Origin of the sequence: Bradyrhizobium sp. SRS-191, assembly GCF_024586915.1 — a bacterium.
Taxonomy (GTDB): Bacteria; Pseudomonadota; Alphaproteobacteria; order Rhizobiales; family Xanthobacteraceae; genus Bradyrhizobium.
Map to the genome: position 1 here is coordinate 128,459 of NZ_JANBVS010000005.1, position 24,994 is coordinate 153,452.

The following is a 24,994-nucleotide window of genomic DNA, read 5'->3' on the forward strand; positions in this document are numbered from 1 at the left end:
TGCAACCGGAGAAATTTCTAATCTTTATCAAGAATGGTGGGGGAGGCAGGACTCGAACCTGCGAAGCCATGAGGCGGCTGATTTACAGTCAGCTCCCTTTGCCACTCGGGACACTCCCCCGTATCGATGGCAGTTGAAGGCCGGCCGCGGAAAACAGCGGTTGAGTGACCATCAGCGCCATGAAGACGGTAAGGCCGGGGGCCCGGATGAAGGGGCGCGCGCGACCGGGGCCCTTATGATCGAACCGGCCCCTCAAAGTCAACCAAGGGACGACGATTTTTCCCAAGCCGGTTTTTCCAAGCCGCCGGTGCCAAATTGCCAGAATCCGCCGGCCGTGACAGAAGCTCACGCCATGAGCGAACGTGACCGCAAGCCCCCTTTTCGCCGCCAAGGCGGCAAATCTCCCGGCAGATTTTCCGGCAAGCCGCGCGGATTCGAGCGACCGCACGGCCGGTGGGAGCGCGAGGCCGGCTCGGATGGTCCGGTCATCCTCTATGGCTGGCACACCGTGAGCTTGGCGCTGGCCAATCCGAACCGGACCATCCGCAAGCTCTATCTGACCGAGAACGCCGCGCGCCGGCTTGCCGATGAAGGCATCGAGACGCGGGTCACGCCCGAAATCGTCCGTCCCGGCCAGATCGACCAGCGGCTCGGCCCCGACGCCGTGCACCAGGGCCTGCTCGCCGAGGCCGATCCCCTGCCCTCGCCCGACATCGACACGCTGGCTCCCGAGGGCCTGATCCTGGTGCTCGACCAGATCACCGATCCCCATAACGTCGGCGCCATCCTGCGCTCGGCGGCCGCCTTCGATGTCAAGGCCATCGTGACCACCGCGCGGCATAGCCCGGAGGCGACCGGCGTGCTGGCCAAATCCGCTTCGGGCGCGCTCGAGCTGGTGCCGATCATCACCGTGCAGAACCTCGCCCGCGCCCTGACCCGGCTCAACGAGCGCGGCTTCCAGACCGTGGGGCTCGACAGCGCCGGTGACGCCGACATCGCGTCGGTGCCCCTGCGCCAGCCGCTGGCGCTCGTGCTGGGCGCCGAGGGAAAGGGCCTGCGCCAGCTCACGCGCGAGACCTGCAGCGTGGTGGCGCGGCTCGACATGCCCGGCGCGATCAAGAGCCTCAATGTCTCCAACGCCGCAGTGCTCGCACTCTATGTCGGCGCGAGCCGGCTCGGACTGATGGCCAAATGACGAAACGCCCGCGCGCAGGCTGCGCACGGGCGTTCGCGACGGGGATTGACCTGGTAGATCAGTAGTAGCGGCGCAGCACGCGGCGGCCGTGATAGTAAGACGAGGCGCCCCAGCGATAGCCGCCATGCGGCTGGGCGTAGACCACTTCAGGCGCGACGCGGGTCGCCTCATAGGCGTGGTGGCGGTGATGATAGCGATACACCGGCAGCGCGCGCTCCTCATAGGCCGGATACGGGGCGAACGCACCGGGACCGCTATAGGTCGGGCCCTGGTTCACATAATAATATTGGCGGGTCGGCTCCGGCAGGCGCTCATAGGTGGCGCCGCAGCTGCCGCAGCCGGCCGCGCCATAGGTGTAGCCGGGCTGATAGGTATAGGTCGGCTGATAGGTGACCGTCGGCTGGTACGTCACGGTCGGCTGGTAGGTGACGGCCGGCGCGCACGGGCTCGCATAGCCGCACGGCGCGCAGGACGAATAGCCGCAGGCCATGGCGGGCGCGCTGCCGGCGACGGCAAGGCCGGCGATGGCGACAAGTCCTGAAATCATATGACGCATTACTCTCTCCTGATGATCTGATTTTTGTTTGATCTCGTTGTCGACGATTGGATTCTAACGACGATAGTCTGGAGGCCGATTACCGTAGCCGCGCGGGCCGCCGCCCTCCGGCGCGACGATCACCGCGGGTGGATACATCGGCACCGCCGGCTCGGCCGGCTGCATCTGCGACTCCGCGCCCCAGGAGCGGGAATAGCTTTCAGCCGGCTTCGGCAGCTTGCGGTTGGCCGGCGGCTCGATCTCCATCCGGCCATAGCCGGGCGTCGATCCGAGCGTCGGATAGTAGTGACCGACATGGGGCTCGGGCTCGACCAGACGGCCGCCATAGACCTGCGGCTGCATGTAGTTGCCCCGACCGAGACCGTACTGGCCTTCGACGACGGCGTAGGAGGCATCGATGCCGTTGATCACGACCGGCACGCCCGGCCGTTGCGGAATCACGATCTCGAACCCCTCGCTCGCGAGCGAGGCGGACGCCGTCCCGATCAAGATCGCAAGAGCCGTTGCAATACGCATGAATTCACGCCCGGGTTGCCACGCTACAAATACCGCAACGCGCCTCGCCATGGGTTAAGCGCGCGGATCAATCTGCCGGTAAGGCTAACGCGCAGGCCATTCGTTCGGGTTAAGGCGTCCGGCGAGTTCGCGGCGGAAGGTTAATGCCCGCTCATCAGCCGAGCGCGTCAGAACCAGCCGAAAATCTCCGAGCGCACGGTACGTGCCCTGCAAAAACATCGTGATCACTGCGGAACGGCAAAGCCCGCTTGTACTTAGCAGTCGGGGCGCAACGACGGAGTCATTCCATGATCAGATCTGCAATTCTCGGGGCTGCCGTGCTCGCGACGGCGCTGGCCGCACCGGCCATGGCGCGCGACATGCACCACCGCCACCACATGGCCCGCCACGACGCTGCTCGCCAAGACGCCGCGATGATGCAGCAGCGCGCCGACGGCGGCTGGAATAATGGTTGGAATAACGATTGGAATCGCCGGGGCACCGGCTTCTGGCCGGCCGATGTCGCCGCCGGCGCAGTCGGCGCCGCCGCAGGCGTGGCTGGGGCTGCCATCGGCACCGCCGGCGCCATCGCCACGGCGCCGTTCCGCACGGCGGACGCCTATGCCTACGATCCCGGCCCGTACCGCTTCGACCAGCCGACCTATGATCGCGGCCAGCTCGGCTACTACGGCGACTGGAACAGCTACGCCACCCGCAACGGCCTGGTCTGCCGTCCGGGCACGATGTTCAAGGGCGGCGACGGGCTGATGCACATCTGCCAGTAATCCCGGATCACTGCTCCGGCTCGACGAAGGGCGGCCTCACGGCCGCCCTTTTTCGATCTGGCGTCCCGATTGGAGCTCGCGCGACGGCAGTAGCTTCGGCCCATCAACTCTGGTAGGACGCGCTTCGGAGGCCCTTGCCGGGACGGCAGGCACACCTCCGCCACCATCCGAAGGCGCATTCGCCGGCTTAGCTCAGCGGTAGAGCAGCGGTTTTGTAAACCGAAGGTCGGGGGTTCAATCCCCTCAGCCGGCACCATCCGCCATGGCGCTGGGCGCGCCCCTCTTGAGCCCGAAAATCAATTCGCCCTGGGCTTGATCGCCGCCGCAGGCAACTTCACGCCCCCGGCCGCCGGCTTCGGCGCGGCCCATTCCGGATCGGACACGGGCCCACCGCCCTCCCCGGTCGCGGCGACGAGCTGACCGGGGACCAGATCAGTCACCTGAGCCCAGCCTTGGGTGGCGCAGAACAGGCCGAGCAGGCAGCCTTTGACCGCCAGCGTTCTCGGTCCCTCGCGCCAGATGGTCACACCGTAGGTCTTGCCGTCCTCGGCGTTGTACACCTCGCCGGCGTAGCGGCCGTCGGCATTCAGCTTCAGGCCGAGCAGCATCTGATGTCCGAGCAGCAGGCGGTTGCGTTTGGCCGGATCGGGATTGAGGCGGTCTCGGAACGCCTGGCCCTTGGCATCGGCGGTTTCTTTGGCCCACACGACGTAGCCACAGACGCGGTCCGGCGCCGATCCGCAGCGCTCGATGCGAATGCGGGCGCGGCCGTCCTCGGTCAGCCAGGTGCCGAGCGGATCGCTGATCGGTGCGGCGTTGCCGCGGCCCTCGGCCATCGACAACAACAGGCTGACCACGATGCGCAAGCTCACACGCAGGACGAATCTCAGAGTCATCTTGACGGACCTCATTGTCTCCACGGCTTCAAGCCAGGCGCTGGCGCGGCGGCCGCGCGGCCGGGATTCGCGCTCCGGGCGATCTTTGCCGGCCGATCGTCGACCTTGTGCGATCGAGCTGCCCGTACCCGCGATTTCGAGGCGGGAGGCGGCGGCAGATGCGCGGCGTGGCGACCCGCAATGATCGCGCCCGCGTGCGGGCTCGCCGCTCATTGCAGCTCAGCGACCAGGGCATCCGCGCCCTTGTCGATCCCCGCCTGCGCGGCGGACAGCGCACCGACGCTCGCGCTGATGTCGTAGGGCGCCGGATACTGCTTGCTGACGAACGCGTTCAGCAGCCGCCCGCTCGCGGCATCAAAGAGCTCGGCGGCGTAGAACACCGAGCCGGTCAGCAGCCCCTCGCCGTCGCGCGCGCTCTGCACGCCATTGTAGACGGCGCCTGCGAGATCGAAGCGCGAAGCCGTACCGAGCACGGGCGTGTTGGTCACCGCGCCTGTCAGGGTGAGCCGCACACGCAGCGTGTTCGGGCCGCGCTGGGTGACGGGCTGAAAGCGCGACGCCAGAGCTTGCTGGAAGCGGGTCCGCATATAGGCGGAGAGCTTTGCCTTGTCGGACTCCGACATGTCGCCGAACTGGTGATCGCGGCCCCGATAGATGACGATCGGCTCGAGGATCACCTTGTCATAGCTGCGCCAGTCGGTGGTCGTCGCGTAGCGGTAAGGCACCCGCCCCGAGGCATCAGCGGTATTCGATGCCAACAAGCGCGCCGAGGTCACCTCGGAATAGGCGACCGGCGTCACCGTGTTGCACCCGGCGCACATGGCAGCCGCTGTCATCACGACAGCGCCAGTCGTTCGGTACCCGCCCTTCATGTCACTCTCCTCTCGCCGATGCTGCGAAGCACAATCGACATCCAATCAATAAAACCGACCAGACGGTTTGTAAAGAGGTTAGCCTAAGAGCGGGTTAATTGCCCGAGGAACCTGACAACGGAAAATGGGGGAGGCGACCGGCCTCAGGATTTGGGCGAGTCGTCCTGCGCGAACCTGTCCCATTGCCGGTCATCGAGGAGGCGCGCGAACAAGCGATCCAGTTCGGCCGGTTCCAGCGGCGAGACGCGCAGCATGGCCATCAGGGCGAGCCCCCGCGCCGCGGCCCAGCGCAGCACGGCAAGCTCGGCGTCGTCGGCTTCGCCGCGAATCTCGGCCAGCCGCTCGGCGTCCTTGGCACGGGCATCGGCCAGCAGGCTGGGCTCCTGGGCCAGCGCGCCGAGCATCGCCTGCGCCACTGAATATTGCTGGGCAATCAGCTCGCGGGAGATGGCAATCTGGGTGGCGAGCTCAGACTGCCCTCCGGCTTCGCCGGCCTCAGTCCTGAATTTGCTGGCAAATTCGTCGAAGTGTGAGAACTGCTGCTCGAGCAGCGCCCGGAGCACCGCCTCCTTGCTGGGAAACTGGTGCATCAGCCCGCCCTTGCTGAGGCCGCTCTCGCGCGCGATCGCATCGAGCGTCAGCCGTCCCGGGCCATCGCGGGCGATAATGGTGAGGGCAGCAGTCAACGCCGCCTTCCGCGACCGCTCCGAGCGCGAGGGATTGTCCATCAGAAAACACCAGGTCTCGCCGAGATTGCATCAGTGCAGAGGCAGAGGGAGACTGAGGCGGCGTCTGCCCGGCCGGTGATAGGCGAGAGCCACCCTCTCCTGTCAAGCCAGCCGACTGCACGCTCGGATGCAGCAGGAACCATCGCCGCCACCGCGGATTGTCGCCATCGACTTCCACCGGGGCCAGGACGAAACGGGTTCGAACTGTGGCAACAGTATTGCCACACCTCAACCAGGACTCGCGCTTATCCCCAGAAGTCACTGGCCCATCAACTTGATTTAGGGACAGGCATTTGTTGCAATTACGGCCTTCTGGGGGACATCGCCATGACGTGGAAGGAAGAGCGTGATGCGCTGATCGCGCAGACCATGGCCTTCGTGCAATCGGTCACCGGCAAGCCGGCCGACTTCTCCAAGTTCGAAGTCCCTGCCATTCCGGTCGCGCCGCCCGTCGCCTCCCAGCAGGCACCGACCTCCCGCGCAACGTCGATCCCGGTCCAACCGGCGCTCGCAAAGCCCAGCGATCACGAACTCCCGGCCCGGGATTCGAACGATGCGGCGGATCCTGCCCCGGCAGAGAGTTATGAGTTGGCCAAGGTGCGAGGGCAGGAGTCCCCTGCTGTGCAGTCGCCAGCCGCCCAGGCCGGTTCTGGTCTCGGGCGCTTCACCAGCATCGCATCGCAGCTCGATCTACAGCGCGACATGCAGACCGAAATTCGCTCCCGCGTCGCCCGCTTCCGTGCCCATCAGGAGCGCTTCAACCGTGAGCGGCAGGAATATTTCAGTGCGACGCTTGCGCGACTGAAGGCCTCTGCCGAGGGAACGGAGCTTCCCGAGAAGTGAGTTCGTCATTCTCGCCCGCTCGAGCTCGCGAGAGGGCGCGCCTGCTCACAGCCAGGCGCACAGGGTCGCCACATTGGCGACAAAAGCCAGCAACAATCCAAACGCGAGCGTCAGCTGGATCCGCCCGCAGAAGATGTGGAGATCGGTTCCCATGGACTTAACCATCTGGCGATTCTAGCCCCGGAGTCCCACGGATTCTTTTTCCAAAAATTTAGGACTCGTTTACGACTCGCGCGGACCGAAAAGGCCACTTTCCGGCCGCGAACACGCCCGTGTCTCGCTACAACCCCTGTTCATCGTCGGTTCATCCTTCGCTTCTTTGGAGCCGTTTGGAATGCCCTATGCCCTGTTTTGCAATGAGGCCAAGTTGAGCAAGGCCTATCCGACCGAGGCTGACGTCTGGCGGCTGGCACGGCAAAGCGGACTGGTGGTGGATGTGATGATCAATGCGCGGCGTGAGGCCGGGCATCTGCAGCTCGACAATGACTACGAGATCCGGCCGTGTGCCGCCGAGCCGGAGGAGGATCCCTGGCAGAACCGCGTCGAGGCCGACCAGGAGTTCAACATCCCCTACGCCTCCTGAGCGAAGGGGAGATATTACGGCAGGGGCGCCTCGGCTGCCCCTCAGTCGACGCCGTCGAGCAGCGCCGATCATATGGTCAGACGGTTCGCGCGCGATCCTCCATGGGAGGGACCGCGCAGATACGTCTCTCACGACTTCCAGCAGGCTTTTGCAACTGAAGACACCGCAATCGGCGGGCAGCTGAGCTGCCCGCCGGAAGCGTCGCCTTGATATCCAGACCTTACGGCGTGGCCGTCGCCAGCGAGGCGGTTTCGGAGGGAAGTGCGACACAGGCACGCTTGCGGCTAAGGCCGCGGATCGCACCGGTCACCTTCAACACCTTACCCGACGGGCAGGATGCGGCTTGCACCAGCGCCACCTCGTATGGCGCCAGCATCAGCGGTTCGGACTTCAGGACGGTCTGGGCGGAGCACGGCAAAACAGCCGCCGACAACAACAGCACGGACAACAAGATACGCATGTGGGATGATCCATCAAACCGGCGGACTCATAATAACAACTGGTGGCGAAAGTTTCACGAAGGTTTGAAAATTTTTTTGCAGTGCGTGAGAGCCTCCGAAACCATCGCTACCATGGGTCGGTCAGCAAAACGCCCGCGCCAAGGCGCGGGCGTTTGACAGATTGTCGTTACGATGAGCGGCAGTGGGCGGGCGCCTTGCCTGCCGGCCGGTCGAGCGGTCAATACTTGCTGGCGACCGGACCACCCCAGCCGAACCGATAGTTCACGCCGACCTTCACCGTGTGGTCCTCGTTGTTGAAGCGGCCGCCCACGATCGGAGCCGGTCCACCCGTGAAAGTCGTATTGCCGAAATTATAGTACTGGTACTCGGCCTTGGCCGACCAGTTCGGGGCGAACATGTATTCGAGGCCGGCGCCGACGGTGTAGCCGTCCTTGCTGTTGCCCGCGGTCGTGAATCCGGCCGGCACTCCGGCGACGTTCACGCCGAGGCCATTGCCATCACGCCAGGCATAACCGCCCTTGGCGTAGACCATGGCCGGCCCCCAGGTGTAGCCGAGCCGACCGGTCACCGAGCCGAGCTGGTTGGCGCCGGTCGAGGTCACGACCGTCGCGCCAGGGAAGCCGAAATTGGTCGTGTTGCGGTCCATCCAGCTGTACTGGGCCTCGATGCCCAGCACCCAGTTCGGCGCGAACTGGTAGTCGAAGCCGCCCTGGACGCCGCCGAGGAAGCGCCCATTGTTGCCGTCGAGGCTGTTGTTCGCGGCAAAGGCCCCGCCGAGATGGCCGCCGATATAGAACCCGGTCCAGTCGTAGATCGCCTGGGGCGGGGTCATGGGCGGCGCCTTGGTGTAGGTGCGCGCGGGCATGTCGGCGGCGAACGCCGGCACGGCCGCAATGGTCGAAGCCAAGGCGGTCACAGCCACTGCACTCAGAAAAACGCGTTTCATGGGACGTCCCCGTTATTCATTTGCGACATCTATCGAACATCGTGGCCGCATTTGGGTTGCCCGATGGCGGTGACGCAGCTGTGATTGTCCGCCGCGTGTCACCAGGGGGCAACAAAGGCCTTTTGTTCCATAGGCTTCCCGAAGATTTCGTGAAGCTGAACGCTTCGCCCGACATTTGGTCGCACCGAGGCGGCAAAGCGTTTGAACCTATCCCTCACTTGTGATCGGGTTCGAACCCCCGCAAGCCGCTGCGACGACGTGGCAGGTCTGCCGTGAACGCAGCTTGCTAGCGGGTCATACCGGCCAGCTCGGGAAATGCCGCATAGCTCGATCCGGTACAGAGCTCGCCGGCCTCCTCGAGCAGCCGGTCGAACCGACCATCGACGAAGATCGCCGCCCGCTCCTTGGCCGGACGGTAGCTGCCGTCGGACTCGCGCGCCGCGTAGCGGAGGCAGCTGACATAGCGCAGGCGGCCGCCGACCGTCCGCTGCACCGGCTCGGCCAGCACGCCCTCGCGCACCCCGACCGGATTGTTCAGATAGGTCCTGAGATAGGCTACCAGCTCGGTGCGATAGTTTGCCGGAAAGGGCTGGTTGGAGACGCCGCGGTCCCCGGTGTAGGAGATGGCGCGATTGTCTTCGCTCATGAACGCAGCCGGACCGCCGCTCGCGCATCCCGCCAGCAGCAATGCCAGCGCGGCCGCCGGCCACCAGCTCGTTGTCCCAATCCCCACCGCGCCCAACTCTGCAAGCCCTCTCCTCGCCAGCTTCTAGCCGAAAGCCTGCGAACAGGAAATCCACCCGGCGTCACAGCCTCGTCAAACCGCTGCCGCCGGTCACGCGGGAGGCGTGCCGGCGGCAATACGAGCGTCGGTCGGATGGTCGTCCGCGGCCGATCAGCCGCGGCGGGTCGCAGGCGTCACACGCTTGAGGCTCACCTTCTTGTGGGCGGCGGCGGACGCATGCTGGACCTTCACCTTGTCGTGATGGCGAAGATGCGCGGTATGCCGATGCGTGTGCCGAAGCAGCGAGGCGTGCGGCTTGCCCTTGGCCTTGCCGACCGTCGGCTTCATCTCGTTGGTCTTGTCACCGGTCTGCGCGCTGCCGGCCTTCGCATCGGTCGTCTTGCTCGCGTCGGTCTTGTTGATCTCGCTCTTGTTGATTTCGGTCTTGCCGGTCGACGTGCCGGTGGTCTGGGTCGACTTCGCGGAAGCATCGGTTTTTGCAGGCCCTGCGGCGAAGGCGGGCGCAGCCAGGATCGACGCGGCGAGCAGTGCAATGGACATGGTCTTCAGCATGGTCGTCTCCGTGATGTGAAGATCTGCAAGGTACCATCCAGTGCGAATGGGCTCGTGATCATGGAAACGACCATAGGGAACGGGCACTGAACCCACCCTGAAGTAAAGCCGGGCTTTCAGTTCATCGACATGAAGGGATAGTCATCGAGGTGACTAGCCTGTCATCATCTGGCCAGTATAATGCACCGATCGCGGCGCAAAATCCGCGCAAACGACCGGGAATATTTCGCAGCTGCGGAAGTTCTTCTCCGCATGCAGTCACCACCTGTTGGATCGACAACTCGGGAGATACGAATGAAAAAGTCTGCGATCAGGATTGCCACGCTGGCATTGTGCGCGATGGCCGTGGCCTCCGGGCCGCTGCTTCTGTCGAAGGCTTATGCCGCGGGCAGCGAGACCCCGTCTTCGCCGCCGCCGGACAAGAAGAAGAAGGACAAGAGCTCGAGCATCGACGATCCGAAGTTCCTCGCTGCGTATCGTACGGCCTACACCTCGATCTATGATCGCGGCGACTACACCACCGCGATCCAGCAGCTCAAGGCGCTGAACCGTGAGGACGTCGCCGACGTGGCCAACCTGATCGGCTACTCCTACCGCAAGCTCGGCAACTACCAGGCCTCCAAGCAGTATTACGAGCAGGCCCTGGCGGATGATCCGAACCACGTGCGCACCTGGCAGTATTACGGCCTCTGGCAGCTCGAACAGGGCAACCGCGAGCAGGCCAAGTACCACCTCGACAAGGTCGCGCAGCTCGCCGGCACCAACAGCGCCGAATATCGCTCGCTGGCCGACGCGCTGGAAAAGCAGCCGGGCACCGGCCTCGTCTACTGAGGCGCTATCGGACACGTCCGATCTCGACAGTGGCGCAACCCGAAAGGGTTGCGCCATTTTCGTTTGTGCGCTGCCATTCCTCGGCTATGGATCAGTCTTCGCAGTTCATTTCATCACGGTTCGATAGGAGATTGCTCGTGGAGCCCTGGCTTGGCGCAGCTCTCGGTTACATCAAGGATTGGCTGGCGTATCAGGTCGAGGTCTCCGGACAGCCCGGCTGCATCATCGCGATCGCCCATCGCGGCGAGATCGTGCTCGAAGCCGCGTTCGGGCATGCCAATCTCGACAGCGGCGAGAAGCTGACGCCAAGGCATCGCTTCCGCATCGCCTCTCACACCAAGGCTTTCACGGCCGCCGGAATCATGCGGCTGCGCGAGCAGAAGCGGCTGAAGCTCGACGACCCCGTCGGCGACTACGTCAAGGACCTGCATCCGGAGGTCGCCACCGCCACACTCGGCCAATTGCTCTCGCATACCGCAGGCCTCGTCCGCGACGGCAAGGATTCCGGCCAGTTCACCGACGGCCGCCCCTACCTCGATTGGAACGAGCTGCTGGCTGAGCTGCGGCTGCCGCCGGCCATCGAGCCGAACAGCCGCTTCAAATATTCCAACCACGGCTACGGCCTGCTCGGCCTCGTCATCGAACAGATCACCGGGGAGCCCTACCCCAGTTGGCTGCAGCGCGAGATCATGACGCCGCTGGGCCTGCGCGAGAGCGCGCCCGACATGACCCTGCTGGCCAAGACCGTGCCGTTCGCGCGCGGTCATTCGCGCATCGTGCCACTGGGGCGCCGCGCGGTGATTCCCGGCGACAATCCGACCCACGCCATCATGGCCGCCGCAGGCGTCGTTGCGACCGCGGCGGATACCGCGCGCTTCTTCGCCCAGCTCGCACCCAACGCGAAAAAGAGCCTGCTCTCGGTCGCGAGCCGCCGCGAGATGGTCCGGCGGCAATGGCGCGTGCCGCAGGACGTCGAGGAAGCCTATTACGGCTTGGCGCTGATGAGCGGCACCACCGCAGGCTTCGACTGGTTTGGCCATGGCGGCGGCTTTCAGGGCTACATCTCGCGGACGTCGGTCATCCCGTCGCGTGAGATCGGGATCACCGTGCTGACCAACGCCATCGATGGCTGGGCCCCTGGATGGGCGAACGGCGTCAAGTTCATCCTGCAAGCCTTCGCCACCCATGGCGCGCCGTCGCGCAAGACGCGCGACTGGACCGGGCGCTGGTGGACGCTGTGGAGCGCCTTCGACCTCGTTCCCTTCGGCGAGCAGGTGATGGTGGCCAATCCGTCCTTCATCAACCCGTTCCTCGATGCGCCGCGCATCGAGGTGACGGGGCGCGACGAAGGCCGGATCACACACGCCGCCGGTTATTCCAGCCATGGCGAGCCCGTCCGGCGCGTGCGCTCGAAGTCCGGCGTCAGCGAAGTCTGGCTCGGCGGCGCGCGCCTGCGGCCGGAACGCGTTTTGAAGGCCGAAATGGAGCGGAAATATCCGAAGGGCCGGCGGAAGAAGGAGAGTTAGACTTCGGCCAGGAGTGTCCCCACACACCGTCAGTGCGAGCGAAGCGAAGCAATCCAGGGCGGCGCGAGGACTCTGGATTGCTTCGCTTCGCTCGCAATAACGGGTGGACAGAGAGGCGGCTCAAAAAAAGAGCTACCTGCCCTCCTTCATCATCGCCTCGGCCTCACCACGGAAGGCCTTCCGCGCATCGTCGCGGGAATAGAACATGTGTCCGCCGGGGTAGACCACGAGCTTGACCCGCGGCGGCCGCGCGAACGCCGGCAACTGGTCGAGCAGAATCTTCGTGCCGTAGTACGGCGTGGCGAGATCGAACAGGCCATGGCCGACCAGGAGCTTCAGCCTGGGATCGAGCGCGAGGATCTGCCGCAACTCGCCGGTCGATTCCGGCGGGCTGATGCCGCGGCCGAAATCCCAGGACCGGTTCACCGCGCCGCTGAGCAGCTCGTAGGAGCCGTCGGGACGCCAGTTCAGCTTGCGCGTCGTCAGCTCGACGGCCGCGCTGGTCAAGGGCGCCGTGAGCACGTCGCCGGAGGGATCGGAACTGCGCGAGTGGCTCGAATCCGGATACGGGTCGATGCCGAGCACCGAGCCGTCATAGCGGCCGGTGACGCGGCCATTCTTGCGATCGAACTCGCGGCGAAATTCCGAGACGTCGAAACGGCCCGCAAGCCTGCGGCTGACCGACTGGTCGATGCCGGTCAGGTTCGCGACATTGTCGGCAAGCCGGTTCGTCGCCTCAGTATCTGCCTCGCCCTTGACGAGATCGAGCAGGAAGTCCCCGCTGGCGTAACGCTCGACATCGGCGAGATCGGCGCGCGTCACCGGGCCCTTCATCTGCTTGGCCACCGCCGCAAAGCTCGGCAGGCTCGCGACATATTGCAACAGGCTGGAGCCTGAATAGTCGCGGAAGTCCATCAGCGGCGAGAGCAGGATCAGTCCGCTGACGCCGACACCCTGATCCTGCTGCAGATTTTGCACGATCTTCGGTCCTCGAATGCCGCCATAGCTTTCAGCGGTGACGAATTTCGGCGAGGCCAGCCGGTCATTCTTCTCCAGCCAGCGGCTAACCACAAGCGACAGCGAGCGCACGTCACCATCGACCGAGAAGAAGCGCTTGCGGACATCGTCGCCGGTCGCGACGAAGCGGCTGTAGCCGGTGCCCACGGGATCGATGAAGACGAGATCGGTGAAGTCGAGCCAGGTGTCGGCATTCGGCAGCAGGTCGGGCTTCGACGACGGTGTGACGCTGGCTGCGTCAATCCCAATCCGCCACGGCCCCGCATTGCCGAGCTGCAGATAGGCGGAGGACGCGCCCGGTCCGCCATTGAAGAAGAAGGTGACGGGGCGGCTGGCGCGATCGGTGCCGTCGAGCTGATAGGACGTATAGGCGATATCGGCCTGCGGCTCGCCCTTGTCGTCGAACAGGCGGATCGAGCCGGCGGTCGCCGTGAACGACAAGGTCCGGCCGGGCAATTTGACCGTCTGGGTGGTGGTGGAGTCGACCGGCAGCTTGTGCTGCTCGGCCGTCGAGGCCGAGCCCGGCGGGGTCGCGGCGCGATTGCCCGCTGAGCCGGCACGAGCTCCGCTCGGTGCGGCATGCTCCTGCGCCGCCGGCGGGGCGTCCTGGGCCCGCGCCGCGGGTCCAGCGATCAGCGCAGTCAAGGCCAAGGCCACCAGACCGGAACGTCCGATGGACGACGTGAAACCTGCCATCAACTCACTCCCTCGACCAAGTCCCGCACCAACCGTCGTCTTCAAACGCATGAACCGCGCTTGAGGACCAACCTCAACCAACTCTTCCGTGATCCAGGTCACACGGGGCCCGGTGCCTGTTCGGCCGACTTGTGTTATGGGCTCGAACCTCTCGATCCCGTCCAGCGTCCCAATCATGGGACAAAAGGCGCGCCGCCGGTTGCGATCACGGAGCTCATCATGAAATACCCGACGTTCATCGTCGCGGCCCTGACCGGGCTCGCCGCACCGGTCTTTGCCGGACCGCCGGCTGCGCTGGTGGAGGATGTGCAGGGCGAGGTGTCCGGCGCAGAGCTGATGGACTATGTCGCGCCCGGCCAGGTGATCAAGCTCGGTCCCGACGGCGCCGTAGTCATGAGCTACCTGAAATCCTGCCGCCGCGAGACGGTCAACGGCACCGGCAGCGTCACCGTGGGCCCCTCCGAGAGCAAGGTCGAGGGAGCCGCGCTCAAGAGCGACATCGTCAATTGCGACGCCAGCCACGCGCAGGCGACGACGCGTGAGACCAGCGAGGTCGCAGCGACCATCGTGCGCAGCGTCGGGCCGGACAGCGCGCCGATCGCGCAGGCGGTGATCTATGGCGCGTCGCCGATCTTCGAGGCCAAGGGACGTGGCACCCTGGTCGTCGAGCGGCTCGACCAGCCCGGCGATCGCCAGGAGGTCGAGCTTTCCGGCCGGCAATACAAGGGACGGTTCTACGATTTCGCCGGCACCAGCCATCCGCTGACGCCCGGCGGCACCTATGTCGCAAGCTTCGGCCCCGCCCGTATCGTCTTCAAGGTCGACGCGCAGGCCAAGGCGGGTCCCGGCCCAGCGGTCGGGCGGCTGATCCGGCTCAACTGAAGCTGAAAGCGGTCATCGGTGGCGATCGGACGCCGGACGCGCGACGCGCTTGCCGTCATCGCCATCGCATTGGCGTGCGCGGGCCTGTTCGTCTCGCCCGCCTTCGAGCGCGGCCGCGGGCTGTCGCTCGACGCCTTGACATGGCTGCGCTTCGAGGCGTTCGGCAATCGCCATGACGCTGCGACGAGTCCCGCGGTCGTGATCGCGATCGATGAGGAGAGCTATCAGGCGCCGCCCTTCAAGGGCGCCCCGCTCCTGACCTGGACCGGCGAGATCGGCCGCGTGCTGACCGCCGTGCTCGACGGCGGCGCCAAGGTGGTCGGCTTCGACATGGTGTTTCAGACCTCGATCGAGCAGTCGGAGATTCCCCTCGGCGATTCCACGCTGGGCGAGAAGACGCGCGGTTTCGATCGCGACTTCCTGCGCGCGCTGGCCGCCGCGGCCGCCGGCGGCAAGGTGGTGCTGGGCGAGATCTTCGGCGAGCCGCCGATCCTGCCCGCGCCGGGCCAGCGCATCGCGGTGCGCCAGCAGCAGAACCTGAGGCCGCTCAATACCTATACCGACAGCGACGACGTGGTGCGCCGTCATCCGCTGACGCTCAGCGCAGACGGCAAGATCATTCCGAGCATGGCGCTGGAGCTCGCCGCGCGCGCGACCGGCACGGCGCCCGCCATCGCCGCTGACGGCGTTGCCCTCGGCGACTACGCGATTCCCGGTCGGGTGCCGGGCACGATGACGTTGAATTTCGCCGGCGGCGCCGACGACATTCCCACCTATTCCTTCGCAGACCTGCGCGCCTGCGCGCTCAAGGGAGACAAGGACTATTTCCGCCGCGAGTTCAGCGGCAAGGCCGTCCTGATCGGCACCGTCGGGATCGAAGACCGGCGCGTGACCTCGAAGCGCTTCGCGACGCGGGCGGAGGGCGCGCGGCGGCCGCGCTGCGTGCTCGGCGAGCGCAGGGTCGCCGAGACCTTCGCCCGCAGCACCATTGCCGGCGTCTATATCCATGCCACGGCGGTGAACAATCTGGTGAGGCAGGAGGCCGCCGTGGAATTGAGCCGGCCCGCGATCTTTGCGATCGCGCTCGCCATGGCGCTGCTGGCCGCCCTGCTCGCGCGGCTGCTGCGACCGACCATTGCCGCAGCAATCCTCGCGCTGCTCGCGGTTCTCTACATCGGACTGGCCAGCGCCCTCTTCAACCGCGCCCTTGCGTTGCCCCTCGGCGAACCGCTGGCCGCCGGCATGCTCGCGCTCGCCGCAACCACCGGCTATCGCTTCATGGTCACCGACAAGGACCGCAGGCTGCTGCAGAAGAGCTTCGCCTACTACCTCGCACCGCGCGAGATCGACCGCATGCTGGCCTCGCGCCGGCTGCCGCAGCTCGGCGGCGAGACCCGCGAGGTCACCGTCTTCTTCTCGGACATCGAAGGTTTTTCGCGCATCGCCGAACAGATGTCGCCGGAGCAATTGATGGCGCTGACCAACGAATATCTGTCGGCGATGACTGATGTCATCGAGGCCCATGACGGCTATGTCGACAAATATATCGGCGATTCCGTCGTCGCCGTGTTCGGCGCCCCGCTCGACGATCCCGATCATGCCAAGAGCGCGGCCCATGCGGCGCTCGATTGCAAGGCGAAGCTTGCCGAGCTCAATCGCACCTCGAGCGCTTTTCAGGGCATCAAGGTGGCGCAGCGGATCGGCATCAACAGCGGCGCCGCGCTGGTCGGCAATTTCGGCTCGCAGCGGCGCTTCAACTACTCGGTCATGAGCGATGCCGTGAACGTGGCCTCGCGGCTCGAAGGCGCCAACAAGTTCTATGGCACCACGATCATCGCGTCCGAAAGCACGCGCTCGCTGGCCGGCGACGCCTTCGCCTGGCGCGAGCTCGACACCGTCAGAGTCAAGGGCCGCGAGCAATCGCTGACCATCTACGAGCTGCATGGCCGCACCGCCGAGCTGTCGCCGCAGGAACAGACCCTGCTCTCCGGCTACGCCACGGGTCTCGCGCACTGGCGCGCCGGCGAGCTGGCTCAGGCGGCCGAGCGCTTCGCGGCCGGCGCCGATGACGATCGCCCGAGCGCCCTGTTCGCCGCGCGCGTCACCGCGACCACGCCGAACGGTGCCACCGCCTGGGACCCGGTACGCACGTTGCAGGAAAAATGACGCGGCGATGACGCTGCCCTCGTCCGCAACCGCGGCAATGACCCGTCGCGAAGGCTGCGTGGTGCGCCCCATTTCCGGGCGGGATCGGCCCTCATACCGGCCCCATTGGCCCCGCATACCGGCCGCGATGGACAAGCACGGCCAAGGTCGGCTAGACGACACGGCGCCTTCAACCGGCCAACGACCAGCGAGCCCGATCGACGCATGACCACGTCCAAGCGATATGAGCGGATCGCCTTCGTCGCGAGTCCAAGTGCCGAGGCACAGGCTGCGCTGACGCAGCTCTCCGCGCTCTATGGCAACGCCGATCCGGATCTGGCCGATGTCGTCGTCGCCCTCGGCGGCGACGGCCTGATGCTGCAGACGCTGCACGACCACATGCGCTCGGGCAAGCCGATCTACGGCATGCATCGCGGCACCGTCGGCTTCCTGATGAACGAGTTCTCGACCATCGACCTGCATGGCCGGCTCGAGGCGGCGCAGGAATCGGTCATCCATCCGCTGTTGATGCGGGCGACCGACGCCAACGGCGTCGTGCACATCCATCACGCCATCAACGAGGTCTATCTGTTCCGCCAGACCGCGCAGACCGCGCGGCTGCGCATCCTGATCGACGAGCGCGAGCGCATGCCCGAGCTGATCGCCGACGGCGTGCTGGTGGCGACGCCCGCGGGATCGACCGCGTACAATCTCTCGGTGCAGGGTCCGATCCTTCCGATCAACGCCGCGCTGCTGGCGCTGACCCCGATCAGCGCGTTCCGCCCGCGGCGCTGGCGCGGCGCCCTGCTCCCGAATACGGCCTATGTCATCATCGAGGTGCTCGAAGGCGACAAGCGGCCGGTGGCGGCGGTGGCCGACCACGACGAGGTCCGCAACGTCCAGCGGGTCGAGGTGCTCTCCGACAAGACGATCTCGATGCGGATGCTGTTCGACGCCGGCCACAGCCTGGAAGAGCGCATCCTCAGCGAGCAGTTCGGCTACTGATTGCAGCGGTTTTCGCGGGCGCGCGGCCGCCCCGCAACGCTTTGTTAACCCGGTGCTCCCTATGGTTAATGCGCGTTGACCACCTTCATTGGTGATGCCTTCAGGCCGGCCCAAATGTACCGCATCGACTTCAACAAGCTGCGTTTCCTCGTCTGCGACGACAACCCGCACATGCGGCGCATCCTGCGCACGCTGCTGCATTCGTTCGGCGCACGCGAGGTCAACGAGGCCGAGGACGGCGCGACCGCGCTCGAAATGTACACGCATTTCTCGCCCGATATCGTCATCACCGACTGGGCGATGCCGATCTTCGATGGGCTCGAACTCGCGCAGATGATCCGCCAGCCGGAAGCGAAGGGCAATCCTTACGCGCCGATCATCATGCTGACAGGTCACTCCGAAAAGCGCCGCGTCACCGTCGCGCGCGATGCCGGCGTCACCGAGTTTCTCGCCAAGCCGATCTCGGCCAAGGGCCTGTATCAGCGCATCCTCAACGTGGTCGCCAATCCCCGTCCCTTCATCAAGACCAAGACCTATTTCGGTCCGGATCGGCGCCGTAACACCAACACCGCCTATATCGGCCCCGAGCGCCGGATCGGCGGCGAGGCGGAAATCTTCCAGCAGCCGTCACTTCTGGATAAAGCCCGCTCCGCAGTTTAGCGGCGCAGCAGTGAGCACCTGTTAACGCCGTCCCGGAATCGGTGCACAGCCCGTCCGGTCCATCGGCTATGAATCAGATTGCGTTGGTCGGCATCACCTGAGGATATCGAGATGGCGAAAGACAAGGCCCCGGCAATCCAGGTCAAGACCTACGCCTCGCATCATGTGATCACCCAGCCCAATCCGCTGAAGAAGGTGCTGCGGCGCACCGACGAGGAGGATCTGGACGATCCTGTTGCGCGCGCGGAAGCCGCGCTGGCCGGTCTGTCCGGCGAGTTCAAATCATGGATGGACAGCGAAGCCGAACGCCTGTCGAAGGCCTACGCCGCCGTGCGCAAGACCCACTTCGATGATGACGCCTGCGAGGAGATGTTCCGCGCGGCCCACGACATCAAGGGCGATGCGGCCACGTTCGGCTATCCCGCCGCCGCCGAGGTTGCCGACAGCCTGTGCCGGATCATCGAGCATGCGCCGGACCTGGACAAGGTCCCCGCCGAGCTGTTCGACCATCACGTCAACGCCATCCTGGCGATCGTGCATGATCACACCAAGTACCACAGCCCGACTGTCGCCGCCGAGCTGAGCCGTCGCCTGCGCCGCGTGGCGGATGACTATTTGATCCAGGTGAACCGCAACCGTCCGGAGCATCTGGAAGCGATCCTGGCGCCGAGCCTCGTGCCGAGCGATCAGCCGTAATCGCTCACGGTCGGGTTCTGCGGCAAGCTGCCTGCGAGCAAGGCGCGCGCAAGAAAATCTAGGCGCGTTCTCTCTCACCTGTCATTGCGGGGCGCGCGTAGCACGAGCCCGGAATCCATAGCCACGGGATGCAATGAGGCGCGAGATGGCGGCGGCGCTTGCCTTCGCCACATAACCGCTCGGGGTTATGGATTCCGGGCTCATCGCTGCGCGATGGCCCGGAATGACGTGGACAGAGATGGGTAGCCTCACACACAGGTGGGGGTGCGGATGAACCGTAAGCCCGGCCTACGCCGCGATCAGCCCGAACTCCAGCCCGGCCACGAAATCCTCGGCCATCACCTCGTCGCAGAACTCGCGGGCTTCGTCGCGGGCGGATTCGGTGGCGAACCTGCGGAGCAGGATCAGCAGCGGCTCGGCCGCATCGCGATCGGTCGCGCAATGGGTCAGCACGCGTTCCACCATCTTGCGGCGCAGGATGGCCGCGCCGCTCAGCGTGTCGGCAAAGCCGTTCTCGCGGCAGACCTCCAGCGCAATGGCGAAGGCCTCGAAGGTGGTGTCGGGGATGCCCGCCTTGCGCAGCAATCCTTGCAGGCTGGCGCGGCCACGCTCGTTGAGGAGCGAGGAGACGCGCGCGCGCGGCATGTCGGCGAGCTCCGACAGCGCGATCTCGAACAACTCGATATTGCCGGAGAGCAGCGCGCGCAGGATGAGCCCGGCAGTGAGTTGCGACGTCACGCGGAGATGCTGGACGAGACCGCGCAGCTCCTCGCCGCGCGTGCGTGAGGCGATGGTGATGGTCGAACGGTCGCGCGCTTCGCTGGTGATGCGCCCGGCCCGGTCGGCGCTGAGCCAGTTCCTGGCGACCACGAACTGCGCCAGCGTCTCGGAGAGTTTGTCGACCAGCGCCGCACGGGTTGCGGCCGGAAGATCGTCGAGCACCAGCATCGCTTCGCGGATGGCGGCGAGATGGCCGTGGCGTTCGACGATGCGATCCCAGGAGAATGGCGGGAGCTCGGCATAGGCGTTCTCGATCAGCTCGAGCGCCGCCGCGGCGCTGCCGACCTCGGCGATTGCCGCGCAGACCGGCGCCGGCAGGCCGATGCGCCGGGCGATGGCGCATTGTGTTTCGGAATTGCCGGTCGCGACGATGTCGACGAGGTCGGCATCGATCAGCAGCGGCGAGTGTTCGAGGATGATCGCGGCCACCGAAGGCTGGTCGGTCGCGAGCGCCTGGACGATGGCGGCCGGCGCATCCTCGCTGCGGGCGAACACCTCCGCCATGGCCTGCCGCACCAGCGGCGACGGATCATCCAGCAGCATGAGCAGCGCGCCCTCGGCGGCGCCGCGATCCTCATCCGAGAGATCCGACAACAACCACGCCCGCGCGAGAGCCCTGGTGGCCTCTGCCCGCTCACCGGCGGGCGCGGTTCTGACCCAACTGAGAAACTGCCGAACGATCATGGTCTTTCCGGCTTACGCAACTTGCAAACAAGGCCACGAGGGCCTCAACACCACCGAAAATAAACCACGACGCTTAACAAAGCGTTCACCATAAGTGGCTGGTTTTGTTGATGTTTTATTAAGCCGGGAGGCTTTTACTATACTATGATACCTCAGATTGGCTGATTTAGCCGTAATCCGACGGGCAAAACGCAGCCTTCGCCTTCCGCGGGAAGAGCGGCTAAGCAATTAAAAATTTGTCGATTGGAGGAATCGCGGGTCCGGATTGGCCCCGCCGGAGGGAGATCAGCCCGAGAACGTTCCGTTGCGATCGCTGAACAGGTCGAGCCTGCGCTGACCCGAACCGTTGCCGGCGTTGCCGCCGTCGCCATCACTGGAGCTGGCGCTGGCCGCCGGCGAGCGGCCCCACAAGTCGCGGACATCCGACGACACGGCTTGGCTGGACTGGCCGTCGACCTGGAAGAGCGAGCGGAACATCGGATCCGCGGGCCGGCTCGCCGCCGATGCGTCGGCTGTCCGGGCGGATGCGGCCTGCGCTCCCCGCACATCCGGGAACATCGACAGGAAGGTCGCGGTGTCAGTGGTCGGCAACGCACCGCCGCCGGCCGCATTGGCCGCGACGTTGCTGCCGGTGCCATAGAGGGCGAGCGCGCCGCGCGTCGCTGAGGAGTTGGCCGCCCCGGCATAGCGGCTGGTCAGCACCGAATAGACCTGCGAGACGCTGCGCGCCTGGCCGTCACGATCATAGAAGATCGGACGGTTGGCGGCGGCGGCACTTGGGAAGATCGCTGCGGCGGAGGCATTCGGTGTGTTCTGGGCGCTGGTGATCAGCTTCGCCGCCCCGCCCGCACCCATAAAGTGCGCCATATAGAGTTCGGCGTCGGTCGGCCGGCGACCGATCATGCCGGTCAGCTGGAAGCTGTTGGACTGGGTGAGCGCCGCGGCCATGGCGGAGGACGCCTGCGGGTCGTCGCGCAGCTTCATGATCGCCTGCCGCATGCCGGGATCGTTGACGGTGTACTCGCCCGAGGAGGTCCGCGTGATCGCGTCGGCATATTGGCCATAGCCGAGATCGGCACCGGCCTGCTTCACAGTGCCGAGCCAGGTCTGGTCGATGAACTGATAAAGTCCGCGCGCCGAGGACGTCGATGCGCCGGCGCTCGGATTGAAGTCCGACTCCATCTTCGCCGTCGACAGCAGATATTCGAAGCTGGTCCCGACCGTATCCGCCGCCTGCTTGATCGCGCCGGCGACCTTTGCCCGGACGCCGTCGAGAAGCCCGGTGGGCGAGGAATTGGATGCGTCGACCGACATGAGAAGACCCGCTGTTTGCAGATTCGCTGGCAGACAAACGCGCCGGGGAACGTCGGGCAAAATGCGATCGGTATGGTTAATGGCGGGTTAATTTCGCCTGATCGAGACGGCCAATGAACGACCCGGACGTTTCCGGATGCAGGCCTCTGACCTACTTGCGATAGACCGCGTTCGGATCGAACAGGCGCTCGGCATCGACGAACACCAGCCGCGCGCCGCCCTGGTCATCCGCGCGCTCGACCTTGCGATAGAAGCAGGAGTGACGGCCGGTGTGGCAGGCCGCCCCCGTCTGCTCGACACGCAGCCAGACCGCATCCTGGTCGCAATCGGTGCGCATCTCGACGACGCGCTGGGTCTGGCCCGAGCTCTCGCCCTTGCGCCACAAGGCGTTGCGCGAGCGGCTGAAATACCAGGCTTCACCGGTCGCGACCGTCTTGCGCAGCGCCTCCGCGTTCATGTGCGCGACCATCAGCACGTCGCCGCTCACGGCGTCCGTGGTCACGCAGGTGACCAAGCCGGCCGCGTCGAATTTCGGCAGGAAGGCAGCGCCCTCCTCGCGTTCAACTGAGGATGAAGACACGAAAATCTCTGCTGAAGAGCTTGGGCAGACTCACCGTTGCGGCGAGCGCACCATGGACAGGAAGCGCGACTGCTCGGCCGGATTGTCCCGGAACATGCCGGTGAAGCGGCTGGTGAAGGTGACGGCGCCATGCTTGGCGACGCCGCGCACCGACATGCAGGTGTGCTCGGCCTCGATCATCACGGCGACGCCGCGCGGCTTCAGCACCTCGTCGATCGCGGCTGCGATCTGGGCGGTCAGATGCTCCTGGGTCTGCAGCCGGCGCGCGAAGATATCCGTCAGGCGCGCGAGCTTGGACAGACCCACCACCCGCTCGACCGGCGTATAGGCGATATGCGCGCGGCCGTAGAAGGGCATCATGTGATGCTCGCATTGCGACGTGAACTCGATGTCGCGAATCAGCACGAAGTCGTCATAGCCGGCGGTCTCGCCGAAGGTGCGGTCGAGCACCTCGGCCGGGCATTGGTGGTAGCCCTGGAACAGCTCGTCATAGGCCTCGACGACACGGCGCGGCGTGTCGATCAGGCCCTCGCGGGTCGGATCCTCGCCGATGTAATTGAGCAGCGTATAGACCGCGGCCTCCGCCTCGGCGCGCGACGGCCGCGGACGGTCGGGCCGCACGGCGGCGGCGAGAAACTCGGCCGGGTCGAGCTCCGCAGGGCGCTCACCGGTCAGCTTGGTCTCGGACGGCTTGCCCTCGGGCTTGTTCGCGCGCAGCGTCTTGATCAAAGTGTCCATCTCAACTCCGTTCGACCGGTCGGCAATCCGACCGGAGTGTCACCGGCAGAGCGTCACCTTGGACGGCGTCACCTGCAGAGGTGCCACGCGCAGGCTTGGCGCCTCTGCGCCGGACGCCTATGGATGCGGCTGGAATTCCTGCCAATCATTTCCATATAGTCGCAATATAAGGCGATGAAACCCGGCCGCCAAGGCCGGGCCGCCGGTAATTCCGGAACGTCAGGCCCATGCTGAACGACATCTACAACAAGCGCATCATCGAGCTCGCCGGCAACATTCCGCGACTCGGACGGCTGGAGAACCCGGACGCGACCGCCACGGCCCATTCCAAGCTGTGTGGCTCGACCGTGAAGATCGATCTCAAGATGGATGGCCCTGTGGTGACCGACTTCGCCCATGACGTGAAGGCCTGTGCCCTGGGCCAGGCCTCCTCCTCGATCATGGCCCGCCATGTCGTCGGTTCCAGCGCCGCGGAGCTCCGCGAGCTGCGCGACATCGTCCGCCGGATGCTCAAGGAGAACGGCGCCCCGCCGGAGGGGAAATGGGCCGATATCGCCCTGCTCGAACCGGTGCGGGACTACAAGGCGCGCCACGCCTCGACCATGCTGACCTTCGATGCGGTGGTGGATGCGATCGGCCAGATCGAAGCAAAGGCAAAGGACGAGCCGGCCGCAGCGCAGGGCTGAACAGCCAGCCCGTCGGCCCAAAAGCATCCGGACGGGCGTCGCTGATCGGGAGTTTGCGACCGCCACCTTCATCCCTGGGCGAGGCAGAGCTGCCTCACCCCATCGGGCGCTGAATTATTGCTGCGGCGTCGCCGCGACCGTCGCCTGCGGAAGGGCTTCGGCCGTACGGGACAACGGCTTGTCGAGCGCTGCGGGGAAACGGTCCTGCTGCTTGTCACGGGCCGGCTTCGGCGCAAGCTCGGCGACCGGCGTCGTGCCCTTCAGTGGCAGCACGTCGGCCAGCAGTTCGGTCGTCATGACGTTAGTGGTCCGCAGCTCCGTACGGGACAGCTCGTGCAGGTCTTCCCACGGCGGCACGTTGAGGGCGAGCAGCAGCAGATCGCCAGCGCCGCCCATGTCGAAGGTGTATTTGGCGAGACGGCCGATGTCGCGCTCGACGATCATCAGGTCCTGCGCCGAATAGCTCGCGGCCTTGGCGTCGTCGGCGCGGTCGCCCATCCAGATCTGGTGAACGCGAACATGTGCGCTGTCAGGAACATAGCGGGTGGTTCCGGCGAGCAGCAGGAACACGCACATCGACTCGCAATAGGCCTCGGGCACGACCTTCGGCCGCTCGTTCGCCCGGCTGGGGCGCTGCGTCATGCCGACGGTGGTCCGCATCTTCAAGGCGCGGAACCGGCGGCCCAGGGTGATCGCGTCGTTGACGGAGCCGCCGCTGGAATCGAGCACCAGGGTTGCGCCGGTGAGATCGCGGTCCCGGGCGAAATCCTCGAAGTCCTTGGGACTGTCGCTGGTGACGATGCCGACGGCGCTGATCCAGCCGCAATTCGGCTCGCAGGCCACCCAGCTGAACCGCATCGGAAGTTTGCGCTCTTCGAGCGCGCCGCCGGCGCGCGCGGTGTTCGAGTTGATGGTGACCGTGCATCCGAGCACGGCACCCAGCGCTGCAACACCGAGAAGCATCCAGCGCAACTTACGCGACCGCAGCAATCTCACGCCCAATCCGTCCCCCTCGTAAAGCTCGGTACGCAGTTCCTCGTCTTCCTCGTCTCAAGACCTGACAAGCTGGCCTCAAATCCGTTATTAGTCTGTCACAT

At 65.6% G+C, this 24,994-nt stretch carries 28 protein-coding genes and 2 tRNA genes; 13 read left to right on the top strand and 17 right to left on the bottom strand.

Going from position 1 to position 24,994, the window contains the following annotated elements; all coding sequences use genetic code 11:
• Positions 1-34: 34 nt before the first annotated feature.
• Positions 35-120 (bottom strand) — tRNA-Tyr (locus tag NLR35_RS11310).
• A 232-nt stretch (positions 121-352) separates the two neighbouring features.
• Between NLR35_RS11310 and rlmB the strand changes: the two genes are divergently transcribed.
• Complete coding sequence (rlmB, locus tag NLR35_RS11315) at positions 353-1,195, top strand: 23S rRNA (guanosine(2251)-2'-O)-methyltransferase RlmB (RefSeq protein ID WP_257166621.1); 843 nt, start codon at positions 353-355, stop codon at positions 1,193-1,195.
• A gap of 58 nt (positions 1,196-1,253) precedes the next feature.
• On the opposite strand, the gene NLR35_RS11320 is transcribed toward rlmB, so the two are convergent.
• The gene (locus tag NLR35_RS11320; protein WP_257166622.1) at positions 1,254-1,751 is read right to left on the bottom strand and encodes a hypothetical protein; all 498 of its coding nucleotides are present in this window, start codon (positions 1,749-1,751) and stop codon (positions 1,254-1,256) included.
• Positions 1,752-1,805: 54 nt separating this feature from the next.
• Positions 1,806-2,267, bottom strand: coding sequence for a hypothetical protein (locus NLR35_RS11325; protein ID WP_257166623.1), 462 nt, complete (start codon positions 2,265-2,267; stop codon positions 1,806-1,808).
• A gap of 287 nt (positions 2,268-2,554) precedes the next feature.
• Here NLR35_RS11325 and NLR35_RS11330 point away from each other — a divergent pair, with 287 nt between their 5' ends.
• Both NLR35_RS11330 and NLR35_RS11335 read left to right on the top strand, forming a co-directional pair.
• Complete coding sequence (locus tag NLR35_RS11330; protein WP_257166624.1) at positions 2,555-3,031, top strand: hypothetical protein; 477 nt, start codon at positions 2,555-2,557, stop codon at positions 3,029-3,031.
• A 181-nt stretch (positions 3,032-3,212) separates the two neighbouring features.
• A tRNA-Thr gene (locus tag NLR35_RS11335) sits at positions 3,213-3,287 on the top strand.
• Positions 3,288-3,327: 40 nt separating this feature from the next.
• On the opposite strand, the gene NLR35_RS11340 is transcribed toward NLR35_RS11335, so the two are convergent.
• From NLR35_RS11340 to NLR35_RS11350, 3 genes are all read right to left on the bottom strand, one after another.
• Positions 3,328-4,140 carry a DUF2147 domain-containing protein gene (locus NLR35_RS11340; protein WP_306577383.1) on the bottom strand — a complete coding sequence of 271 codons (813 nt, stop codon included), beginning with the start codon at positions 4,138-4,140 and terminating at the stop codon, positions 3,328-3,330.
• Positions 4,137-4,763, bottom strand: coding sequence for a DUF3313 domain-containing protein (locus NLR35_RS11345; protein ID WP_257166625.1), 627 nt, complete (start codon positions 4,761-4,763; stop codon positions 4,137-4,139). The genes NLR35_RS11340 and NLR35_RS11345 overlap by 4 nt, the downstream gene beginning before the upstream one ends.
• A 179-nt stretch (positions 4,764-4,942) precedes the next feature.
• Positions 4,943-5,527 (bottom strand): TetR/AcrR family transcriptional regulator, encoded by a 585-nt coding sequence (locus tag NLR35_RS11350; protein WP_257166626.1) that lies wholly within the window; start codon positions 5,525-5,527, stop codon positions 4,943-4,945.
• Between the two features lie 327 nt (positions 5,528-5,854).
• On the opposite strand from NLR35_RS11350, the gene NLR35_RS11355 reads away from it, so the two are divergent.
• Complete coding sequence (locus tag NLR35_RS11355) at positions 5,855-6,370, top strand: hypothetical protein (protein ID WP_257166627.1); 516 nt, start codon at positions 5,855-5,857, stop codon at positions 6,368-6,370.
• A 45-nt stretch (positions 6,371-6,415) separates the two neighbouring features.
• On the opposite strand, the gene NLR35_RS11360 is transcribed toward NLR35_RS11355, so the two are convergent.
• The gene (locus tag NLR35_RS11360; protein WP_035647070.1) at positions 6,416-6,523 is read right to left on the bottom strand and encodes a hypothetical protein; all 108 of its coding nucleotides are present in this window, start codon (positions 6,521-6,523) and stop codon (positions 6,416-6,418) included.
• Between the two features lie 181 nt (positions 6,524-6,704).
• Here NLR35_RS11360 and NLR35_RS11365 point away from each other — a divergent pair, with 181 nt between their 5' ends.
• A complete protein-coding gene (locus NLR35_RS11365) occupies positions 6,705-6,953 on the top strand; it encodes a hypothetical protein (protein WP_006612910.1) in 249 nt (82 codons plus the stop codon).
• Positions 6,954-7,173: 220 nt separating this feature from the next.
• On the opposite strand, the gene NLR35_RS11370 is transcribed toward NLR35_RS11365, so the two are convergent.
• From NLR35_RS11370 to NLR35_RS11385, 4 genes are all read right to left on the bottom strand, one after another.
• Positions 7,174-7,413 (bottom strand): hypothetical protein, encoded by a 240-nt coding sequence (locus NLR35_RS11370; protein WP_257166628.1) that lies wholly within the window; start codon positions 7,411-7,413, stop codon positions 7,174-7,176.
• Between the two features lie 218 nt (positions 7,414-7,631).
• Positions 7,632-8,360, bottom strand: coding sequence for an outer membrane protein (locus NLR35_RS11375; RefSeq protein WP_257166629.1), 729 nt, complete (start codon positions 8,358-8,360; stop codon positions 7,632-7,634).
• A 286-nt stretch (positions 8,361-8,646) separates the two neighbouring features.
• Positions 8,647-9,093 carry a hypothetical protein gene (locus NLR35_RS11380; protein WP_257166630.1) on the bottom strand — a complete coding sequence of 149 codons (447 nt, stop codon included), beginning with the start codon at positions 9,091-9,093 and terminating at the stop codon, positions 8,647-8,649.
• Between the two features lie 162 nt (positions 9,094-9,255).
• Positions 9,256-9,657, bottom strand: a complete 402-nt coding sequence (locus NLR35_RS11385) for a hypothetical protein (RefSeq protein ID WP_257166631.1) — start codon at positions 9,655-9,657, stop codon at positions 9,256-9,258.
• 294 nt (positions 9,658-9,951) lie between these two features.
• On the opposite strand from NLR35_RS11385, the gene NLR35_RS11390 reads away from it, so the two are divergent.
• Entirely contained in the window at positions 9,952-10,488 is a 537-nt protein-coding gene (locus tag NLR35_RS11390) for a tetratricopeptide repeat protein (RefSeq protein WP_006612915.1), read from the top strand.
• A gap of 137 nt (positions 10,489-10,625) precedes the next feature.
• Positions 10,626-12,014 (top strand): serine hydrolase domain-containing protein, encoded by a 1,389-nt coding sequence (locus tag NLR35_RS11395; protein WP_257166632.1) that lies wholly within the window; start codon positions 10,626-10,628, stop codon positions 12,012-12,014.
• A 132-nt stretch (positions 12,015-12,146) separates the two neighbouring features.
• Here NLR35_RS11395 and NLR35_RS11400 read toward each other — a convergent pair whose 3' ends face one another.
• The gene (locus NLR35_RS11400) at positions 12,147-13,727 is read right to left on the bottom strand and encodes a S10 family peptidase (RefSeq protein WP_257166633.1); all 1,581 of its coding nucleotides are present in this window, start codon (positions 13,725-13,727) and stop codon (positions 12,147-12,149) included.
• Between the two features lie 219 nt (positions 13,728-13,946).
• On the opposite strand from NLR35_RS11400, the gene NLR35_RS11405 reads away from it, so the two are divergent.
• The 5 genes from NLR35_RS11405 to NLR35_RS11425 all read left to right on the top strand — a co-directional run bounded on the left by NLR35_RS11405 (position 13,947) and on the right by NLR35_RS11425 (position 19,115).
• Positions 13,947-14,609, top strand: a complete 663-nt coding sequence (locus NLR35_RS11405; protein WP_257166634.1) for a hypothetical protein — start codon at positions 13,947-13,949, stop codon at positions 14,607-14,609.
• An 18-nt stretch (positions 14,610-14,627) separates the two neighbouring features.
• Positions 14,628-16,775 (top strand): adenylate/guanylate cyclase domain-containing protein, encoded by a 2,148-nt coding sequence (locus NLR35_RS11410; RefSeq protein ID WP_257166635.1) that lies wholly within the window; start codon positions 14,628-14,630, stop codon positions 16,773-16,775.
• A 204-nt stretch (positions 16,776-16,979) separates the two neighbouring features.
• Entirely contained in the window at positions 16,980-17,759 is a 780-nt protein-coding gene (locus NLR35_RS11415; protein ID WP_257166636.1) for an NAD kinase, read from the top strand.
• Positions 17,760-17,873: 114 nt separating this feature from the next.
• Positions 17,874-18,419, top strand: coding sequence for a response regulator (locus NLR35_RS11420; RefSeq protein WP_172107934.1), 546 nt, complete (start codon positions 17,874-17,876; stop codon positions 18,417-18,419).
• 111 nt (positions 18,420-18,530) lie between these two features.
• Positions 18,531-19,115: an Hpt domain-containing protein gene (locus tag NLR35_RS11425; protein ID WP_257166637.1), complete on the top strand. Its 585-nt coding sequence runs from the start codon at positions 18,531-18,533 to the stop codon at positions 19,113-19,115.
• A gap of 288 nt (positions 19,116-19,403) precedes the next feature.
• Here NLR35_RS11425 and NLR35_RS11430 read toward each other — a convergent pair whose 3' ends face one another.
• The 4 genes from NLR35_RS11430 to folE form a co-directional block, all read right to left on the bottom strand.
• Positions 19,404-20,579 carry a DUF2336 domain-containing protein gene (locus tag NLR35_RS11430; RefSeq protein WP_257166638.1) on the bottom strand — a complete coding sequence of 392 codons (1,176 nt, stop codon included), beginning with the start codon at positions 20,577-20,579 and terminating at the stop codon, positions 19,404-19,406.
• Between the two features lie 285 nt (positions 20,580-20,864).
• Positions 20,865-21,893 (bottom strand): transglycosylase SLT domain-containing protein, encoded by a 1,029-nt coding sequence (locus NLR35_RS11435; RefSeq protein ID WP_257166639.1) that lies wholly within the window; start codon positions 21,891-21,893, stop codon positions 20,865-20,867.
• Positions 21,894-22,044: 151 nt separating this feature from the next.
• The gene (gene hisI / locus NLR35_RS11440) at positions 22,045-22,473 is read right to left on the bottom strand and encodes a phosphoribosyl-AMP cyclohydrolase (protein ID WP_257166640.1); all 429 of its coding nucleotides are present in this window, start codon (positions 22,471-22,473) and stop codon (positions 22,045-22,047) included.
• A 30-nt stretch (positions 22,474-22,503) separates the two neighbouring features.
• The gene (gene folE / locus NLR35_RS11445) at positions 22,504-23,211 is read right to left on the bottom strand and encodes a GTP cyclohydrolase I FolE (protein ID WP_006612926.1); all 708 of its coding nucleotides are present in this window, start codon (positions 23,209-23,211) and stop codon (positions 22,504-22,506) included.
• Positions 23,212-23,438: 227 nt separating this feature from the next.
• On the opposite strand from folE, the gene NLR35_RS11450 reads away from it, so the two are divergent.
• Positions 23,439-23,897 (top strand): iron-sulfur cluster assembly scaffold protein, encoded by a 459-nt coding sequence (locus NLR35_RS11450; RefSeq protein WP_257166641.1) that lies wholly within the window; start codon positions 23,439-23,441, stop codon positions 23,895-23,897.
• A 114-nt stretch (positions 23,898-24,011) separates the two neighbouring features.
• Here NLR35_RS11450 and NLR35_RS11455 read toward each other — a convergent pair whose 3' ends face one another.
• Positions 24,012-24,899, bottom strand: a complete 888-nt coding sequence (locus tag NLR35_RS11455) for a hypothetical protein (protein ID WP_257166642.1) — start codon at positions 24,897-24,899, stop codon at positions 24,012-24,014.
• Between the last annotated feature and the right edge of the window lie 95 nt (positions 24,900-24,994).

Bases quoted from the DNA above. Each gene is read 5' to 3' on its own strand.
- NLR35_RS11350 (WP_257166626.1), bottom strand. From the start codon at position 5,527: ATGGACAATCCCTCGCGCTCGGAGCGGTCGCGGAAGGCGGCGTTGACT.
- NLR35_RS11330 (WP_257166624.1), top strand. From the start codon at position 2,555: ATGATCAGATCTGCAATTCTCGGGGCTGCCGTGCTCGCGACGGCGCTG.
- NLR35_RS11340 (WP_306577383.1), bottom strand. From the start codon at position 4,140: ATGAGCGGCGAGCCCGCACGCGGGCGCGATCATTGCGGGTCGCCACGC.
- NLR35_RS11375 (WP_257166629.1), bottom strand. From the start codon at position 8,360: ATGAAACGCGTTTTTCTGAGTGCAGTGGCTGTGACCGCCTTGGCTTCG.
- NLR35_RS11360 (WP_035647070.1), bottom strand. From the start codon at position 6,523: ATGGGAACCGATCTCCACATCTTCTGCGGGCGGATCCAGCTGACGCTC.
- NLR35_RS11450 (WP_257166641.1), top strand. From the start codon at position 23,439: ATGCTGAACGACATCTACAACAAGCGCATCATCGAGCTCGCCGGCAAC.
- NLR35_RS11405 (WP_257166634.1), top strand. From the start codon at position 13,947: ATGAAATACCCGACGTTCATCGTCGCGGCCCTGACCGGGCTCGCCGCA.
- NLR35_RS11365 (WP_006612910.1), top strand. From the start codon at position 6,705: ATGCCCTATGCCCTGTTTTGCAATGAGGCCAAGTTGAGCAAGGCCTAT.
- folE (WP_006612926.1), bottom strand. From the start codon at position 23,211: ATGGACACTTTGATCAAGACGCTGCGCGCGAACAAGCCCGAGGGCAAG.
- NLR35_RS11425 (WP_257166637.1), top strand. From the start codon at position 18,531: ATGGCGAAAGACAAGGCCCCGGCAATCCAGGTCAAGACCTACGCCTCG.
- NLR35_RS11355 (WP_257166627.1), top strand. From the start codon at position 5,855: ATGACGTGGAAGGAAGAGCGTGATGCGCTGATCGCGCAGACCATGGCC.
- NLR35_RS11385 (WP_257166631.1), bottom strand. From the start codon at position 9,657: ATGCTGAAGACCATGTCCATTGCACTGCTCGCCGCGTCGATCCTGGCT.
- NLR35_RS11345 (WP_257166625.1), bottom strand. From the start codon at position 4,763: ATGACAGCGGCTGCCATGTGCGCCGGGTGCAACACGGTGACGCCGGTC.
- NLR35_RS11420 (WP_172107934.1), top strand. From the start codon at position 17,874: ATGTACCGCATCGACTTCAACAAGCTGCGTTTCCTCGTCTGCGACGAC.
- NLR35_RS11435 (WP_257166639.1), bottom strand. From the start codon at position 21,893: ATGTCGGTCGACGCATCCAATTCCTCGCCCACCGGGCTTCTCGACGGC.
- NLR35_RS11370 (WP_257166628.1), bottom strand. From the start codon at position 7,413: ATGCGTATCTTGTTGTCCGTGCTGTTGTTGTCGGCGGCTGTTTTGCCG.
- NLR35_RS11430 (WP_257166638.1), bottom strand. From the start codon at position 20,579: ATGATCGTTCGGCAGTTTCTCAGTTGGGTCAGAACCGCGCCCGCCGGT.
- NLR35_RS11400 (WP_257166633.1), bottom strand. From the start codon at position 13,727: ATGGCAGGTTTCACGTCGTCCATCGGACGTTCCGGTCTGGTGGCCTTG.
- rlmB (WP_257166621.1), top strand. From the start codon at position 353: ATGAGCGAACGTGACCGCAAGCCCCCTTTTCGCCGCCAAGGCGGCAAA.
- NLR35_RS11320 (WP_257166622.1), bottom strand. From the start codon at position 1,751: ATGCGTCATATGATTTCAGGACTTGTCGCCATCGCCGGCCTTGCCGTC.
- NLR35_RS11415 (WP_257166636.1), top strand. From the start codon at position 16,980: ATGACCACGTCCAAGCGATATGAGCGGATCGCCTTCGTCGCGAGTCCA.
- NLR35_RS11325 (WP_257166623.1), bottom strand. From the start codon at position 2,267: ATGCGTATTGCAACGGCTCTTGCGATCTTGATCGGGACGGCGTCCGCC.
- NLR35_RS11390 (WP_006612915.1), top strand. From the start codon at position 9,952: ATGAAAAAGTCTGCGATCAGGATTGCCACGCTGGCATTGTGCGCGATG.